We start from the raw sequence: 15357 nt of genomic DNA, 5'->3' as shown, positions 1-15357 counted from the left end.
CGTCATCAATCGCTTCTGGACCTAGCCACTCGCCTTTTGGCTTGCAAGCGCAAAGCATTTCGTTCTTTCGGCCGATGCGGCAAACTTGTTCCCGCCGGGCCGTCCGCCCCGCCGGGCGGCACATCCGCGCAAAGGACTATGCCGGTCCGCCGCCCTTCAGCCTTGCCAGCGCCCGACGATCCTTCTTCGAAGGCCGCGGATTTCCAGCCTCCGGAGCGTCCGGCCGCCGCGCGGACACTTTGTCGTCGCCGGACGCGCCGGCGCGACGGTCCGCGTCCGGAGGCGCAAGGTCCTCGTAAAGCAGAACCGCCTCGCTGGCCGGGCCCCGCCTTGCACCGGGACCAAGCACCTTCAGTACCCTGACCGCATTCGCATAGGAAATCGTCAGCGTGTCACCGACCCGCAGCTGACGGGCCGGATTGGTGATCTTGTCGCGATTGACGCGCACGCCGCCGGACGAGACCAGCTTCTGGGCGAGCGTTCGGGACTTCACGATGCGGGTGAAGAACAGCCACTTGTCGAGACGCTGCGAACCGGCGCCGCCGACAGGGCCACCCGCGCCCGGCTCGTTCTCGTCAGCGGCCAAGCTTTTCCTTCAAAGCCGCGAGCTTGGCGAAGGGCGAATCGGGATCGATCCGCTGCGGCGCCTTGTCCCGGCGGTTGCCGCCGTCGCCCTTGTCGCGGTTCGGACCGCGGTTGCCCCGGTCGCCGAAATCCTTGCCCTTCTGGTCCTTGCCCTTTGGTCCGCCCTTGCCGAAGCGTTGCTGGCGGCCCTCGCCGTCGGCATTTTCGTGACGGCGGGCAAATCTCTGCCGACCCCGGCTCTGCCCGGCATCGGCGGCCCCGTCGCCCGCTTCGCCCTGACCCTGATGGCCCTGACGTCCCGGGCCGGAGCCGCGTGTGCGCCGATTGTTGCGGTTCTGGCCCGGCTGGCGATCGCCGCGATGCGGCCGCCAGACCTGGACGATCCTCGGCTCGGCCGGTTCCGCCGGAGCCTCGGCCGCCGCGGTGGCGGCAGTCTCTGCCGCCGCGTCGCCGGGCGTGGCTTCGATGTCAGCTGCCGGCTGTGTCTCGCTGGCAGCATCCGAAGCCCTATCGGCAAAGGGCACTGCCGGCTCGGCGGCGGCAGCAGGCGCGGCGGCCTCACCGGCCGGTGCGGTTTCCACCCCGGCAGGCTCGCTCGCGGGAGCGTCCGCCGAAGCAGCGTCCGCGTCTGCGGAAGCAACCTCCGCGCCGGACGCCGCAGCCGCTTGCGCGGCCTGCCCATCGGCATCACCCGACTGGGCAGCGGCGATGGCCTGTGTGGCGTCTTCTGCCGGCGCGCTCGGCGCTGCGTCCTCAGATGCCGCGACAGCGTCACTGCTGCCGGCTTCCACAGAGGCTTCGCCGCTCTCGGCTGCGACATCGGGCACCTGTGGCGCCTCGGCGCTGGCCGCGGCCTCCGCTGCCTTTCGCGCAGCCTCGGCCTGTTCCGCCGCTTCCCTGGCGATCGCCTCGTCGTCGAGACGCGACAGCTCGGCTTCGACGGACTCGGCCTGCATGGGCTGCGGCCGGTAGCCGAGGCCCTTGAGGATTTCGTCCATGTCGTCGGCTGTCGCGCCGAGGATCGACATCATCGCCGGAGTGACCAGGAACTGCGAACCGTTATAGCCGCCCTCGGGCCGTTTGCCGGAGCCGGGCTTCCAGGACAAAGCCGGGCGGATGAGATCGGCCAGCCGCTCCAGAATGTCGACGCGCACGGCGCGCCGGCCGAGCAGCCGGTAGCCCGCGAGCTTGTAGAAGATCGGATCGAAGTTCGTATCCGCGACGGCCGAGGTGCGGCCCGTCGAAAGCAGATGTGTGACGTCGCCGAAGCCCGGCCGTTCACGGCCGTCGTTCTGTATTGCCCAGAGCAGCGTCAGAAGGCTCGCCGGCGCCGGCTTGATGAGAAGCGGCACGAAAATATGATAGGCGCCGAAACGAACCCCATAGCGGCGCAGCGCCGCACGAGCCGCCTGATCGAGGGCGCGCACTTCCTCGGCGACGTCGCGGCGCTGAAGAATGCCGTATTCCTCGACGAGGCGATAGGCGAGGCCGCGCGCGACCCCTTCGAGCCCCTCGGCCTGCTTGAGATCGGCGAGCGGCTTCAGAACGGTCGAGACCTGATAGGTCACGTAGCGCTCGACACGGTTCGCCACCATGTCGCGCATCGGGCCCGTCAGCTGTTCGTCGGCCAGCAGCACCACGCGCGGCTTCAGCGGATCCTCGCCGGCCGTCAGCGTCGCCACCGGTGCGCCGAGCCAGCGCACCAGCCCATCCGAGCCGAGCGCCAGATCACCGTTCGGAGAATTGGCAAAACGCTCGGCGCGCTTTTCGAATTCGCCGGCCAGCGCCTTCTGCGCCGCCGTCCTCACGGCACGACCGTCCGCGCCTTCCGCCTTGGTGTCGGCGGAGAAGCGGAAAGCCTGCAGTTCGCCCACGGCGTGGCCCTCGACCGACACCGTTCCATCGCCGGCGATCTCTGCTTCCATGAATGCGTTCTCTCTCAGCCGCTTCATCAAGACGCTTGTCCTGCGGTCTACGAACCGTTTCGTCAACCTGTCGTGAAGAGCGTCGGACAGACGATTTTCGATGTCGCGCGTCTTTTCCTGCCAGTGTGTCGGATCGGCAAGCCAGTCCGGGCGGTGTGAAATATAGGTCCAGGTCCGGATTTCGGCGATGCGCTGGGACAGGGTGTCGAGATCGCCCTCGGTGCGATCGGCCCTTTTGACCTGGGCCGCCATGTAGTCTTCCGAGACACGCCCGTTCTCGGCGACGTCGGTATAGATCGAGGCGATGATCTCGGCGTGCTGGGCCGGCGCGATGCGGCGATAGTCGGGAAGCTTGCAGGTCTCCCAGAGGAGCTCGACACGTTTCGCGCCCCGCGCCCGCTGGGCGATATCGGGAACCTTCGACAGAAATTCCAGCGCCCGCTGATCGACCGACGGCAGCGCCTTGGTCAGCGATTCGCTCGGCGGCGGACGCTCCAGGCTGTCCTTCAGGGCATCGAGCGAGGAGAAGTCGTGCTCGCCGCTGCGCCACTGCAGGACCTTCACCGAAGCGAAGGAATGCGCCTCCAGCGCCTCCACAAGCTCGTCCGGCAAGGGATCGACCTTGCCGGTCACGCCGAAGGTGCCGTCGCGCACGTGGCGGCCGGCGCGCCCCGCGATCTGGCCGTATTCGGCCGCCGTCAGCTGGCGGTACTGAAAGCCGTCATATTTCCAGTCCTGGGCAAAGGCGACGTGATCGACGTCGAGATTGAGGCCCATGCCGATGGCGTCGGTGGCGACGAGATAGTCCACTTCGCCATTCTGGTAGAGCTCGACCTGGGCGTTGCGGGTGCGTGGGCTCAGCGCGCCGAGAACCACCGCCGCACCACCGCGCTGCCGGCGGATCAGCTCGGCGATGGCGTAGACCTCGTCGGCCGAGAAGGCGACGATCGCCGAACGGCGCGGCAGCCGGGTGATCTTCTTCGAGCCGGCATAGACGAGGTTCGACAGCCTCGGCCGCGTCTGCGTCCCGAGGCCGGGGATCAGCTGACGCAACACCCCTTGCATGGTCGAGGCGCCGAGGAGCAGAGTCTCCTGAAAACCCCGCGCCGTCAGGATGCGATCGGTAAAGACGTGGCCGCGTTCGAGATCGCTGGCGAGCTGCACCTCGTCGATGGCGACGAAGGCGGTGCCCGGATTGCGCGGCATCGCCTCGACGGTGCAGACGAAATAGCGCGCCTTGGGCGGCCGGATCTTCTCCTCGCCGGTGATCAGCGCGACATGGGCGACGCCGACCCGGTCGCAGACCTTCTGATAGACCTCCCGCGCCAAGAGCCTGAGCGGCAGGCCGATGGTGCCCGAGCCATGGGCGATCATCCGCTCGATGGCGAGATGCGTCTTGCCGGTGTTGGTCGGCCCGAGCACGGCCGTAACGGTGGCGTCGGAGGGGCGGCTTGCGGGTATCGGCTGTGGAAACGTCAGTCGGTTCATGAGCCCGTCGATTGCGGATCGCGGCGGGTCAGCGAGGAAAAGGCTCTCGCTGGTGTTTCACTTACCTAGTGCGTTGGAGGGCAATGCAAAAGCCTCGACGACGATGCAAGCCGATATTACGACTCGCCGCACGCACGGATGCAGCACGCCGACACCACGGCGAGGGGCCGCTCGCATCTTCGGTCACGACCGACCCACTTGACCGATAAAGTGTAGTAACATATTATTTTGTTACTACAAGGAGGCGGAAATGGCCACGATCTCGTCACGTGAGCTCAATCAGGACATCGGGGCGGCAAAGCGCGCCGCCGCTGTCGCGCCGGTCGTCATCACCGATCGGGGCAGACCCGCCTTCGTCCTGATGACCCACGCGGAATTCCGGCGGATGAGCGGCGAGAAGGCCGGGCCTACCATGCTCGATCTTCTCGCCAGCGAGGAGGCCGCCGGCATCGACTTCGACTTCGAGCGCCCTGCCCTTGTTGGCCGGGACGTCACCTTTTGACGACGTACCTCGTCGACACGATCGTCCTCTCGGAAGCGCGCAAGGGGTGTCGGGCCGATCCGCTCATGCAGCGGTGGTTCGTGGAAGTTCCACCGCGCGCCTTCTACCTGTCGGCGATCACCATCCTGGAGATCCGCCGGGGCATCCTGCGCCTCGCGCGCCGCTCACCCGACGATGCGGCCGTCCTGGACCGCTGGCTCGCCGGCAGCGTCCTGCCTGCCTATAACGGCCGCATCCTGCCGTTCGGCGCGACGGAGGCGATGCTCTGCGGCGCCATGCAGGCCGAGGCGGGCACCGAGAGCTATGACAGCCTGATTGGCGCGACGGCGGCAGTCCATGGACTCGTGGTGCTCACCAGGAACATGCGGGATTTTCGCTTTCCCGAGGTCACCGTGATTGATCCGTTCGTGCAGAGTCCGAGTTAGGCGACCAGCACTGCAGGAACACCGCCCGGCAGGACGTGTCGATCTGCTTCCATTTATCTCAGCCCTGCCAGTTCGCCCCGCCCGCATCGGTCTTGAGAAACGCCTCGCCGCAGGCCTTGGCGAGATTGCGGACCCGCAGGATGTAGCTCTGGCGCTCGGTCACCGAGATGACGCCGCGGGCATCGAGCAGGTTGAAGACGTGGGAGGCCTTGATGCACTGGTCGTAGGCCGGCAGCACGCAGCGATGAAGCAGCGCCGCGCCGCCGTCTGCCACTTCGCCCTCCCCACCCTGAGGTGCGAGCAAAGCGAGCCTCGAAGGGTCCCCCGCCGCCAGGATCGCCTTGCACTCGTTTTCCGCGTCGATGAAGTGCTGGTGCAGGATCTTCGTGTCGGCGATCTCGAAATTGAACCGGGAATATTCCTGCTCGGCCTGCAGGAAGACGTCGCCATAGGTGACCTTTTCCGCGCCCTCGCGGCCGTTGAAGTTGAGGTCGTAGACGTTATCGACGTTCTGGACATACATCGCCAGACGCTCGAGCCCGTAGGTCAGCTCGCCGGCGACGGGGGCGCATTCGATGCCGCAGACCTGCTGGAAGTAGGTGAACTGCGAGACCTCCATGCCGTCGCACCAGCACTCCCAGCCGAGCCCCCAGGCGCCGAGCGTCGGGCTCTCCCAGTCGTCCTCGACGAAGCGGATGTCATGCAGCGCCGTGTCGACGCCGATCGCCTTGAGGGAGCCGAGATAAAGCTCCTGCAGGTTCGACGGGTTGGGCTTCAGGATCACCTGATACTGATAATAATGCTGCAGCCGGTTAGGGTTTTCGCCATAGCGCCCGTCCTTCGGCCGCCGCGACGGCTGGACATAGGCGGCGTTCCACGGCCGCGGACCCAAGGCGCGCAGCGTCGTCGCCGGATGAAACGTCCCGGCGCCGACCTCCATGTCGTAGGGCTGCAGCACCACGCAGCCGTAATCGGCCCAGTAGCGATGCAGCGTCAGGATCAGCGCCTGGAAGGAACGGCGCGGGTCCATGTGGGGGGCGATATCTGACATTTCGAAGCGGTCCGGCTTGGAGCCCGCGGAACGAGCGCGGCGGGCGAGAAGGGTCGGACGCGAGTTGCCATGGTGGCGGGAGGCGGGTCAAGGTTTGGGTGGGCGGGTGCGGCCCGCCGGATGGCTGCGATGGGTGGAAACCTGTCATTGGTAGGTACATCAACCAATGGCAGCAATGCGGACGGAGCTGTTCAAGCTAACGATGCGAACGCCCGCGCGTCGCCGCTATGCTGCCTTCTCCGCTCGCGCAAGCAGGAGAGCGGCAGTCCCCATCAATCCAGCCGAGGCGCGGTTGATGATCCTGCGCCGTAGAGGGGTAAGGGCATGCGCTCCGACTAAACTCCCCGCCGAAACCCATAGAAGCGCGGCCACGCCTTCCACCAGCAGGTAGATCGCACCAAGCGCGAATAGCTGCGGCATGAGAGTGACGCCATCGTTCACAAACTGAGGAAGGAAGGCGGTCAGCAAGAGGTAGGCCTTGGGGTTGCCCATTAGCGTTAGAGCCTCGCGACGCATAAGTGTAGGCACCTCAGGAGCTTCTATCTCTATTGACACATCCGCAGTCCAGAATTGCCATGCGAGGTAGAGAAGATACGCGACGCCGACCCACTTCAGGGCGACGAAGGCGACCTCGGACGTGCGTAGCAACACGTCGAGCCCCAAAGAGACCAAGACGACAAGAACCGCCCAGGCCGTCAACCGACCGAAAATGCCTTTGGCAGCCGGAAGCCATCCAGCCTTTGTTGCCGAAACGAAGGCCAGCAGATTGTTCGCTCCCGGCGATGCTCCCAGAAGCAGCGCTGCCGGAAGAAAAAGGAGAAGCTGCTCAAGCGTCATAACCGCATCCTGTTCACCCGAGAGAACATTATAGTGAAGAAGCTACGAAAGACATCATGGGGCTCTAAGCGGCCGTTCGTACCGCGCCCTGTGAACGTCTCTAATGGGTCGGAAACGGTCGGCCCATCACGCAAAGCAAACCCGAACCGACGCCGCGGGCGGATAAGGCATCCATTGTCTTTGTCCAGAGCCTCGGCCGCCGCCCTACCCGGCAGCGAAAATCGCCGCCAGATCCGCCTCGCCCAGCCGGCGAAACGCGCCCGGCTCCAGATCGACCGGCAGCCCCAAGCCCCCGACAGACTCCCGGTGGAGCGTCTCGACGTGGTTGCCGGTGGCGGCGAACATGCGGCGGACCTGGTGGTAGCGGCCCTCGTGCACCGTCAAAAGCGCCTCCTGCGGGCCGACGACCTCCAGCTGTGCCGGGGCGAGCGGCTTTTCCTCGCCCTCCAGCATCAGCGTGCCGGCGGCGAAGAGGTCGACTTCCGAGCCGGTCAGCGGCCGGGCGAGACGGGCGCGGTAGCGTTTGGCGACATGGTGTTTCGGCGAAATGATGCGGTGGAGCAGCGCGCCGTCGTCGGTCATCAACAGGAGGCCGGAGGTCCCCTTGTCGAGCCGGCCGACCGTCGAGATGGCGGGGTCGCGCCGCCGCCAACGGGGCGGCAGGAGATCGTAGATCAACGGCCCCGCCTCCTTGTGGGAGCAGGTGACGCCGAGCGGCTTGTTCACCATCAGGGCAAAGCCCGGCAGGGGATCGAGCGGCTCTTCGTCGACCACAAGGCGGGTTTCGAGGTCGGGCGTGAGAGCAATGCGCGTGTCGGCTTTCGCGACGGGAGCGCCGTCCAGCAGGATATGGCCGTTTTTGGCGAGCATCTGGATTTCGCGCCGCGAGGCGTAGCCCATATTGGCCAGAAGCTTGTCGAGCCGCGAGGTCGGCGTCTTCGTCACTTGCGGGCCTCGAAGATCTTGTAGCCGGCCTCGTCCGCCACCGTGGTCACGCTCCGGAAGGCGGCGCGCAGGCCCTCCTCATAGGGCATGTGCCGGTTGGCGACGAGATAGAGCGTGCCGGAGCGGCGCAGCATCCGGCCGGCGGCGGCGATGAAGGCCTTGCCAAGGCCGCGATCCTCGATCCCCTCCGCGTGGAACGGAGGATTGGAGACGACGAAATCAAGCTCGGTGAGCGGCGTCTCGCGCGCGTCCGACCAGGCAAATTTTGCCCGAGGATCGGTGACATTCGCCCCTGCTGCCTCGACGGCGCGGCGATCAATCTCGACGAGGGTCAGTTCCGTGACGGCCGCAGATTTCAGGACGGCGATCGACAGGATGCCCAGCCCCGCGCCGAGATCGGCGCCGCGACCCGCCAGTTCCGGGAGGTGACGGACGAGCAGGGCCGAGCCCGGATCCACCCGGTTCCAGGAGAAGATGCCGGGCTGGGAGCGAAGGCCGATGTCCTCAAGCGTGACCGGCGCGCCCGCTGCGATCGCCTCGGCAAGTCCTTGCGGCGCCTCGGGACGCTGGACGGAGCATATGCGCTGCCTTGCCTTGAAGCGCTCGGCGACGTCGCAGCCGAAGGCTTCGAGTTCGGCGCGAAGGCGCTGGCCGCCCTTGTCTTTCGCCGCCGAGACCGTCAGCGTGCCGCCGGCCGAAAGCGCGCGCAGCCCATGGGCGAGCACGAAGCGCCGCTCGATCGAGCCGGCGGGTGCCGCGATCACGAGGTCATCGATGCTGCCGTCGGGCAGGCTCTCCAGCGCCGCCGCGCCGGGCCTCAGCGGCGAGAGCTGCACGGCGCCGTCGGGGACGTCCACGAGGTCGAGGGGCGGCGCGCCATAAACGGCGCTGCGGGGCGAGGGATTGGGGGCAAGTTCGGTCACGCGCCTGCCATAGCAGCTTTGGCGGCTTTGCAAAAAGCCCGTCACCATCGACGGACGATTGCTCATAGCGTTCTCAGCCCGTGCGAGACCCGTTGCCGCGCTCCTTCCGGTACCTCGATGGCGAGCAACGGTATTTTGCCGCAAAAGTCGCGTTGAACTGGCGAACGCTGCCGAACCCGGCCTGAAAGGCGATCTCGGCGATCTTCAGGTCGCTTTCGTCCAACAGCCGCTTGGCCTGTTTGAGGCGCGAGTTTCTGGCCGCCTGAAGCGGCGTTGCCCCCACATGCCGGGCAAACAGCCGCGACAGATGCCGCTCGCCGATGCCGAGCCGCTCCGCGAACGCCGCGACACCCGCCTCGTTCAGCGCCCCCTCCTCGATCAGCTTCAGGGCGCGCGCGACGGTCGACATAGTGCCGTTCCAGGCGGCAGATCGGGGCGCCGTTTCCGGCCGGCATCTTCGGCAGGGCCGAAAGCCTTTGGCCTCGGCCGCCGACGCCGTCGGCAGATAGACGACATTCTTCGCCAAGGGCTGCCGGACCGGACATACGGTGCGGCAGTAGATCTTCGACGTCTTGACGCCGACGAAGAACACCCCGTCGAACCTTGGATCGCGCGAAAGCCTCGCTGCCTCGCAGGTCTGAAAATCCAGCATGGCACATGGCTATCCGATCACTGCCGGCTTGTCGAAACCCGATCGATTTCAAGGTCCGAAAACCGCCAGCTTGCGGGGCCCATCCATGCGAACAGACGAACCGAACCGCGTTGCGTGACGATCCGTGGAGCTGCCCTTCGTGACAAGATCCGGCACCGAACATCTGGCGATGCTGGCCGTCGCCCTGTCAGGCCTCGTCTGGGGGAGCTTCTGGATTCCGCTGAGAGCCCTCGATCAGAACGGGATCGCGGGCGTCTGGGCGATCGTCCTGTTCTATCTCCTGCCGACAATCCTCGTGGCGCCGATCATCCTGTGGCGTCGGCGCCGGCTGATGGCGGGCGGATGGTCGCTGCATCTCGCCGGCATGTTCGCCGGCTCCGCGCTGGTCCTCTATGCGGCTTCGCTCGTCTTCACGGATGTCGTCCGGGCCTTGCTCTTCTATTATCTGACGCCGCTGTGGAGCACGCTCCTGGCGCGGATCGTGATCGGCGAGGCGATCACCGGGGCGCGCTGGGGCACGATCGGCCTGGGGTTGATCGGCCTCCTCCTGATTCTGAAGGTCGACACGGGATTTGCCGTCACGCTCGGACCCGGCGACTTCATGGGCCTGGCATCTGGTGTCGTCTGGGCCATCGCCGCGGTCTGGATGAAGTCGGACGAAGGCGGCAACGGCATCGATTTCGCTCTGTCCTACTTCATCTGGGGAAGCGTCGCGGCGCTTGCCCTGACCGCGCTGCCTCTCGAAGGATCAACGCATTTTCCCGATTGGCAGTCGATCCGCGCGGTCCTGCCGTGGATCGTTCCGGTCGTCCTCGTCCTCGTCATTCCCCCGGCCTTCGCGATCATGTGGGGCGCGACCGTTCTCAGCCCGGGCCTTCTGGCGATCCTGTTCATGACGGAGATCAGCGCCGGCACCGTGACGGCTGCCATCTGGGCAAGAGAGCCGTTCGGCTTGCGCGAGTTTGGCGGCGTCGCTCTGATCACGTCGGCCGGTTTGCTCGAGCCTGTTCTGGCGAGGCTTCGAGGCAGGCCCTGACAATGCCGATCGACGAAATCCGCTGCGTCATTACCGGCCGGCAGCGGCATTTCTGCCGCCGCCGCCTTGTTTCCAGCGATGTCTTCGGCTGGCCGCGTCAGGCCATCGCCGCTTCGACGACCTTGGCCATCGGTGTCGTCGGCCGGCCGATCAGCCGCGCGAGGTCGGGCTCGTTGCCGTAAAGGCCGCCCTTCGCCGCGCCGGCATCGCTGTCGGCGAGCATCGCGGCGAGGGGCTCCGGCAGCCCGACCGAGACGAGCAGCGCCGCATAATCGGCCTGGGGCAGGTCGCGATAGGGGATTTCGCGGCCGGCTCGGCGGGAGATCTCCGCGGCAAATTCGCTGAGCGTATAGGCGCCCTCACCCGCCAGCTCGTAGACCGCATCGTCGTGGCCCGGGCCGGCGAGGACGGCGGCAGCGGCCTCGGCATAGTCGGCCCGCGCCGCCGAGGCGATCCGGCCCTCGCCGGCACTTCCGACAAAAGCACCCGCCTGAAGAGCCCCGGGGATCGAGGCGGCATAGTTCTCGGTGTACCAGCCGTTTCTGAGCAAGGTGTAGGCCATGCCGGATTCCCGGATCAAAGCCTCCGTCGCGCGGTGTTCCTCGGCCAGGCCCAGGGGCGAGGTGTCGGCATGGAGGATGCTGGTATAGGCGATGCGTTTGACGCCGGCGGCCTTGGCCGCCTCGATCACATTGCGATGCTGCGCGACGCGGCTGCCGACTTCACTCGACGAGATCAGGAGCAGGGTGTCGACGCCCGCAAGGGCTGCCTCAAGCGCTTCCTTGTCGCCGTAATCGCCGGCGCGCACCTCGACCGGGAGGTCGGCGGCCTTTTCCGGCGAGCGAGCGATGCCGACGATCGGCTCTGACACACCGTTCTTTTTCAGGGCGGCGACGACCAGACGGCCGAGCTGGCCAGTGACGCCGGTGATTGCGAGGGTCATGGGATCGATCTCCTTCGTTGACGATCGAGCCGAGATAGTCGCCTTGCTAATTTTTCGTAAGTACGTACATTTCTGTAAGCGTCAATTTTTTCCTTGAAGGCTTTCCGGATGTCCCGCCCTGTCCAGTACCGACCGCCAACTGCTCACGCTGCGAGCGACGGGCCGCTGGCCGAGCGCCTGATGCGTGGCGACGTCCTTGCCGCAGCCTGCCCCTCCCGAGAGGTGCTGAAACATGTCACCAGCCGGTGGGGCGTCCTGGTGCTGATGGTTCTGGGTACGGGCACTCACCGTTTCAGCGAGCTGCGCCGCGCCATCGGCGGCATCAGCGAACGGATGCTGGCCCAGACACTGCAATGGCTGGAAGCGGATGGAATGATCGACCGTGTCGCCCGCGACGTCGTGCCGCCCCATGTCGAATACAGCCTGACGCCGCTCGGCCAGGAGGCATCGGAGCGGGTGACGGCGCTGGCCGAATGGATCGAGACGGCGATGCCGAAGATCGCCGCGATGAGGGGCGATCAGACGTTCGCGGCCGAGTAGATCGTAGTGAAAAACCGAAGCGGCGGATGGACACGTGGGGCATCCGCCGCTTTTTTGCCTGCAATCGATGAGCTTCGACGGATCAGGCCGTCAGCACTACCTTGGTGCAGTTGTCAGTCTTGTCCCGGAAAGTCTTGTAGAGCTCCGGCCCGTCCTCCAGCGTGCCGCGATGGCTGATGAATGAGGTCGTGTCGAACTGGCCTTCCTGGATACGGCCGAGGAGATCGTCCGCCCATTTGTTGACATGGGTCTGTCCCATCCTGAAGGTCAGCGACTTGTTCATCGCCGCACCGAAGGGGATCTTGTCGACCAGGCCGCCATAGACGCCCGGCACCGAGATGACTCCGCCCGGACGGCAGACATAGATCATCTCGCGCAGCACATGCGGCCGGTCGGTCTCGGCCATGATCATCTGCTTGGCACGGTCGTAAAGATGCTCGGCCTCGTAGCCTGAATGGGCCTCCATGCCGACACAGTCGATGCAGGCGTCCGGCCCCTTGCCGCCGGTCAACTCATTTAGCCGCTCGACCGTGCTCTCGTTCTGAAAGTCGATGGTGATCGCGCCCATCCGCTGGGCAATCGCGAGGCGCTCGGGCACTTCATCGATCATGACGACCTGCCTCGCTCCCTGAATAATGGCGCTTTGCAGGGCAAACAGGCCGACCGGGCCGGCACCCCAGATGGCGACCGTGTCGGTCGGCTTGATGTCGCAGTTCTTGGCGCCCTGCCAACCCGTCGGCAGGATGTCGCCGAGGAACAGCACCTCCTCGTCCGACAGTCCGTCCGGGATCTTCACCGGGCCGACATCGGCATAGGGCACTCGGACATACTCAGCCTGTCCGCCGGAATAGCCACCGGTCAGATGCGAATAGCCGTACAGGCCGGCAGTTGGGTGGCCGAACATCTTTGCCGCCATCTCGGCATTGCGGTTGGACCGCTCGCAAACGGAAAAATTGCCGCGCTTGCACTGGTCGCATTCGCCGCAGACGATGGTAAAGGGCACGACCACGCGGTCGCCGACCTTCAGTTTCGTGGTATCGCGGCCAGTCTCGATCACCTCGCCCATGAATTCATGGCCGACGATGTCGCCCGATTCCATGCCGGGCATGAAGCCGTCGTAAAAATGCAGGTCCGAGCCGCAGATCGCGCAGGCCGTCATCTTGATGATGACGTCGCGCCCATCCTCGATCTTTGGATCGGGAACGGTCTCGCAGCGCATGTCGTGCTTGCCGTGCCAGGTAATAGCTTTCATTGCTCAACTCCGGGGGTTTCAATATCCGGGAAGAGCAATCCCAAGGCGAACCGTCATGTTCCCCTATTGTCCCTGCTGTTTGTGCAGGCGGCTACGGGTGGGCGGCTACCAGGCAAGGCAGCTTCAGGAAACCCTCAGTCCTTTCGGACACGATAAATGCCGTCCGGCCCGCGCACGAGCGTGCCCTGTGCGCCGTTGCGCACCTCCGCCTCCGACTGCCGATTGCGTTCGGACACTTTCTCGGCATCCTTCGCCATCTGCTTGTAGCCGAGCCAGGCGGCTGCACTGACGAGGCCCAGAAGAATGAGCTGGGGCATCGCTTCCATCATCTCCGAAAAGCACCTTCATCGATCATTATGCGCTCTCGGACCGGTTGCGGCAATTCACCATCTGCGGCGCAGGCTGCTCCACTGCAGATCTTGCGCCCAACTCGTCAGAGCCCGTATCTGCCCCAGAGCGCCCGCTCCTCGGCGATCGAGACCACCCGATCGGCGAAGCCGGCGCCGATGCCGGCGAGATCCGGCTCGAAGCCGGCGGTGATCCCCTTCGGCTTGCGGCCGAAAAGCGAGCGGCCCTGTGAGACGAGATCGATCCGGACGTTCTCGCCATAGCGCGAACGCAGTGTCTCGCGCAGATCACCCAGGCTGTCGACGAGCCCGAGGTCGAGGCCTCGCTTGCCGGACCAGAACAGGCCGGAGAACATCTGGTCGTCTTCCTTGAGCTTTGCGCCACGGCGGGATTTGACGAGATCGATGAAGGTGTCGTGCACCTCGAGCTGCAGCGATTTCAGATGGGCGACGTCCTCGGGTTTCTCGGGCTGGAACGGATCGAGCGTCGCCTTGTTCTGGCCGGCCGTGTGGACGCGGCGCTCGATCCCGAGCTTGGCGATCGCCTCGACGAAGCCAAAGGAGCCGGAAACCACGCCGATCGAGCCGACGATCGAGGAGGGATCGGCGATGATCTCGTCGCCCGCACAGGCGATCATGTAGCCGCCGGACGCCGCCACGTCCTCGACAAAGACGAGAACGGTCTTTTCCTTCTCCGCCGCGAGATCGCGGATCCGCTTGAAGATCAGCCGCGACTGGACGGGCGAGCCGCCCGGCGAATTGACAACGATGGCGACGGCCGGCGCGCTCTTCTCGCCGAAGGCCTTTTCGAGAAGCGGCGCGGCAGTGGCGATGGAAAGACCCTGCCGAAGCGGCGAGCTGGAGGCGGCGATCATGCCGGAAAGCCTGACGACCGGAATTGTCACGCCCTCCTTGCGGAAGCGTTTCGGGACGAGTTTCTTGAAGAGGTTTCGCAAGGCCATGCCTTCGGTTGGGTTCGACGATAGGTCCCATCCATCTAAGCACTCGCCGGGCCTTCGCAAACGCCGGCTGCCGGCAGAGCGCCCGGGTTGCGACCGAACGCCGCTCAGCTGCGCGCGAGATCGAGCGTCGCGGTGCCCTTGGAAATATCCTGACAGAGTGCCGTCGGACGGCCGGCCGCGTCATTGAGGACGATGCCGGCAAGCAGCTTCAAAGGCGCCCGTGAGCCCTTCTTCGCAGCGATCACGACCCGCTCGGCGGGGGCGCCTTCCTTGGTGTGGACGGGCAGGATCGTCAGCCCGCCGAGCCCTCCCCTCAGCGCTTTCAGCGCGCCGGCGAGGAGATCGCCCCGCAACACCGTCACCAGCCGTCCCCCCGGAGCAAGGAGTGCGGCCGCAACGGCAACCCATCGATCGAGCGTCATGTCGGCGGAAGCGAACAACGCGCGGTCGCGCACCGGATCGGGCGTCCGGCGATGATTGGCCGGGTGAAAGGGCGGATTGGTGAGGACGAGGTCGAAGGCCGAATCGGGAAGGCCGGCGGCCTCCCGGATCTTTCGCGGCGCGCCGATGTCGATCGTCGCAACTGACAGACGCGATGAAAGCTTCAGGTTTTGCGGCTGGTCGATCGAACTGCGGCAGAGTTCGACCATCACCGGCTCGGCCTCGGCGAGCATCACCGCGGCGCCGGGCGCGCGGTGGGCCGCGGCAAAGCCGACGACGCCCGACCCGGCGCCGAGATCAGCGATGCGGCCGGCCCTTTCATGGGGAACGCAGGCGGCCAGAAGAAGCGCATCGAGCCCGGACCGGTAACCCCAGCCCTGCGGCTGGAAAACGGCGAAAGCCCCGTCATAAAAGGCGTCGAGCCGCACCGGCCGGCCGTCGATCCGAGCTGTGACCGGCGCGACCGCCTCGGCTTTCGTTGCCGGCGTTTCGCTCATTCCTGC

General features: G+C 65.9%; 16 protein-coding genes. 4 read left to right on the top strand and 12 right to left on the bottom strand.

Going from position 1 to position 15357, the window contains the following annotated elements; genetic code table 11:
• Positions 1-136: 136 nt before the first annotated feature.
• Together J6595_RS14330 and J6595_RS14325 are read right to left on the bottom strand one after the other, a co-directional pair.
• Positions 137-586, bottom strand: a complete 450-nt coding sequence (locus J6595_RS14330; RefSeq protein ID WP_209595253.1) for an RNA-binding S4 domain-containing protein — start codon at positions 584-586, stop codon at positions 137-139.
• Positions 576-3998, bottom strand: a complete 3423-nt coding sequence (locus J6595_RS14325) for a helicase-related protein (protein WP_209595252.1) — start codon at positions 3996-3998, stop codon at positions 576-578. The genes J6595_RS14330 and J6595_RS14325 overlap by 11 nt, the downstream gene beginning before the upstream one ends.
• 250 nt (positions 3999-4248) lie before the next feature.
• On the opposite strand from J6595_RS14325, the gene J6595_RS14320 reads away from it, so the two are divergent.
• Both J6595_RS14320 and J6595_RS14315 read left to right on the top strand, forming a co-directional pair.
• The gene (locus J6595_RS14320; protein ID WP_209595251.1) at positions 4249-4500 is read left to right on the top strand and encodes a type II toxin-antitoxin system prevent-host-death family antitoxin; all 252 of its coding nucleotides are present in this window, start codon (positions 4249-4251) and stop codon (positions 4498-4500) included.
• Positions 4497-4925, top strand: a complete 429-nt coding sequence (locus J6595_RS14315; protein ID WP_209595250.1) for a type II toxin-antitoxin system VapC family toxin — start codon at positions 4497-4499, stop codon at positions 4923-4925. The genes J6595_RS14320 and J6595_RS14315 overlap by 4 nt, the downstream gene beginning before the upstream one ends.
• 58 nt (positions 4926-4983) lie before the next feature.
• On the opposite strand, the gene J6595_RS14310 is transcribed toward J6595_RS14315, so the two are convergent.
• The 5 genes from J6595_RS14310 to J6595_RS14290 form a co-directional block, all read right to left on the bottom strand.
• Positions 4984-5976 (bottom strand): glycine--tRNA ligase subunit alpha, encoded by a 993-nt coding sequence (locus tag J6595_RS14310; RefSeq protein WP_209595249.1) that lies wholly within the window; start codon positions 5974-5976, stop codon positions 4984-4986.
• Positions 5977-6201: 225 nt separating this feature from the next.
• Positions 6202-6813, bottom strand: coding sequence for a LysE family translocator (locus J6595_RS14305; protein WP_209595248.1), 612 nt, complete (start codon positions 6811-6813; stop codon positions 6202-6204).
• A 204-nt stretch (positions 6814-7017) separates the two neighbouring features.
• On the bottom strand, positions 7018-7758 hold the full coding sequence (locus J6595_RS14300) for a pseudouridine synthase (protein WP_209595247.1): 741 nt from the start codon (positions 7756-7758) through the stop codon (positions 7018-7020).
• Positions 7755-8681, bottom strand: a complete 927-nt coding sequence (locus J6595_RS14295; protein ID WP_342453202.1) for a class I SAM-dependent methyltransferase — start codon at positions 8679-8681, stop codon at positions 7755-7757. Before J6595_RS14295 ends, J6595_RS14300 begins: the two co-directional genes overlap by 4 nt.
• 73 nt (positions 8682-8754) lie before the next feature.
• Entirely contained in the window at positions 8755-9333 is a 579-nt protein-coding gene (locus J6595_RS14290; protein WP_209595246.1) for a bifunctional transcriptional activator/DNA repair enzyme AdaA, read from the bottom strand.
• Between the two features lie 139 nt (positions 9334-9472).
• On the opposite strand from J6595_RS14290, the gene J6595_RS14285 reads away from it, so the two are divergent.
• Positions 9473-10369 (top strand): DMT family transporter, encoded by an 897-nt coding sequence (locus J6595_RS14285; protein WP_209595245.1) that lies wholly within the window; start codon positions 9473-9475, stop codon positions 10367-10369.
• 97 nt (positions 10370-10466) lie between these two features.
• Here J6595_RS14285 and J6595_RS14280 read toward each other — a convergent pair whose 3' ends face one another.
• Positions 10467-11312, bottom strand: a complete 846-nt coding sequence (locus tag J6595_RS14280; protein WP_209595244.1) for an SDR family oxidoreductase — start codon at positions 11310-11312, stop codon at positions 10467-10469.
• Between the two features lie 108 nt (positions 11313-11420).
• On the opposite strand from J6595_RS14280, the gene J6595_RS14275 reads away from it, so the two are divergent.
• Positions 11421-11852 (top strand): winged helix-turn-helix transcriptional regulator, encoded by a 432-nt coding sequence (locus J6595_RS14275; RefSeq protein ID WP_209595243.1) that lies wholly within the window; start codon positions 11421-11423, stop codon positions 11850-11852.
• Between the two features lie 82 nt (positions 11853-11934).
• On the opposite strand, the gene J6595_RS14270 is transcribed toward J6595_RS14275, so the two are convergent.
• From J6595_RS14270 to J6595_RS14255, 4 genes are all read right to left on the bottom strand, one after another.
• Complete coding sequence (locus J6595_RS14270) at positions 11935-13104, bottom strand: zinc-dependent alcohol dehydrogenase (protein ID WP_209595242.1); 1170 nt, start codon at positions 13102-13104, stop codon at positions 11935-11937.
• Positions 13105-13238: 134 nt separating this feature from the next.
• Positions 13239-13421 carry a hypothetical protein gene (locus J6595_RS14265; RefSeq protein ID WP_209595241.1) on the bottom strand — a complete coding sequence of 61 codons (183 nt, stop codon included), beginning with the start codon at positions 13419-13421 and terminating at the stop codon, positions 13239-13241.
• Positions 13422-13537: 116 nt separating this feature from the next.
• On the bottom strand, positions 13538-14413 hold the full coding sequence (locus J6595_RS14260) for a S49 family peptidase (protein WP_209595240.1): 876 nt from the start codon (positions 14411-14413) through the stop codon (positions 13538-13540).
• 104 nt (positions 14414-14517) lie between these two features.
• The gene (locus J6595_RS14255; RefSeq protein WP_209595239.1) at positions 14518-15351 is read right to left on the bottom strand and encodes a tRNA1(Val) (adenine(37)-N6)-methyltransferase; all 834 of its coding nucleotides are present in this window, start codon (positions 15349-15351) and stop codon (positions 14518-14520) included.
• Positions 15352-15357 lie beyond the last annotated feature (6 nt).

Origin of the sequence: Jiella mangrovi, assembly GCF_017815135.1 — a bacterium.
Classification (GTDB): Bacteria; Pseudomonadota; Alphaproteobacteria; order Rhizobiales; family Rhizobiaceae; genus Jiella; species Jiella mangrovi.
The sequence above is the reverse complement of the archived record's forward strand: the minus strand, read 5'-3'. Positions and strand labels throughout refer to the sequence as shown.

Excerpts from the sequence above, each read along its gene's own strand:
- J6595_RS14325 (WP_209595252.1), bottom strand. The coding sequence starts at position 3,998 with ATGAACCGACTGACGTTTCCACAGCCGATACCCGCAAGCCGCCCCTCC.
- J6595_RS14320 (WP_209595251.1), top strand. The coding sequence starts at position 4,249 with ATGGCCACGATCTCGTCACGTGAGCTCAATCAGGACATCGGGGCGGCA.
- J6595_RS14310 (WP_209595249.1), bottom strand. The coding sequence starts at position 5,976 with ATGTCAGATATCGCCCCCCACATGGACCCGCGCCGTTCCTTCCAGGCG.
- J6595_RS14305 (WP_209595248.1), bottom strand. The coding sequence starts at position 6,813 with ATGACGCTTGAGCAGCTTCTCCTTTTTCTTCCGGCAGCGCTGCTTCTG.
- J6595_RS14290 (WP_209595246.1), bottom strand. The coding sequence starts at position 9,333 with ATGCTGGATTTTCAGACCTGCGAGGCAGCGAGGCTTTCGCGCGATCCA.
- J6595_RS14280 (WP_209595244.1), bottom strand. The coding sequence starts at position 11,312 with ATGACCCTCGCAATCACCGGCGTCACTGGCCAGCTCGGCCGTCTGGTC.
- J6595_RS14275 (WP_209595243.1), top strand. The coding sequence starts at position 11,421 with ATGTCCCGCCCTGTCCAGTACCGACCGCCAACTGCTCACGCTGCGAGC.
- J6595_RS14270 (WP_209595242.1), bottom strand. The coding sequence starts at position 13,104 with ATGAAAGCTATTACCTGGCACGGCAAGCACGACATGCGCTGCGAGACC.
- J6595_RS14265 (WP_209595241.1), bottom strand. The coding sequence starts at position 13,421 with ATGCCCCAGCTCATTCTTCTGGGCCTCGTCAGTGCAGCCGCCTGGCTC.
- J6595_RS14260 (WP_209595240.1), bottom strand. The coding sequence starts at position 14,413 with ATGGCCTTGCGAAACCTCTTCAAGAAACTCGTCCCGAAACGCTTCCGC.
- J6595_RS14255 (WP_209595239.1), bottom strand. The coding sequence starts at position 15,351 with ATGAGCGAAACGCCGGCAACGAAAGCCGAGGCGGTCGCGCCGGTCACA.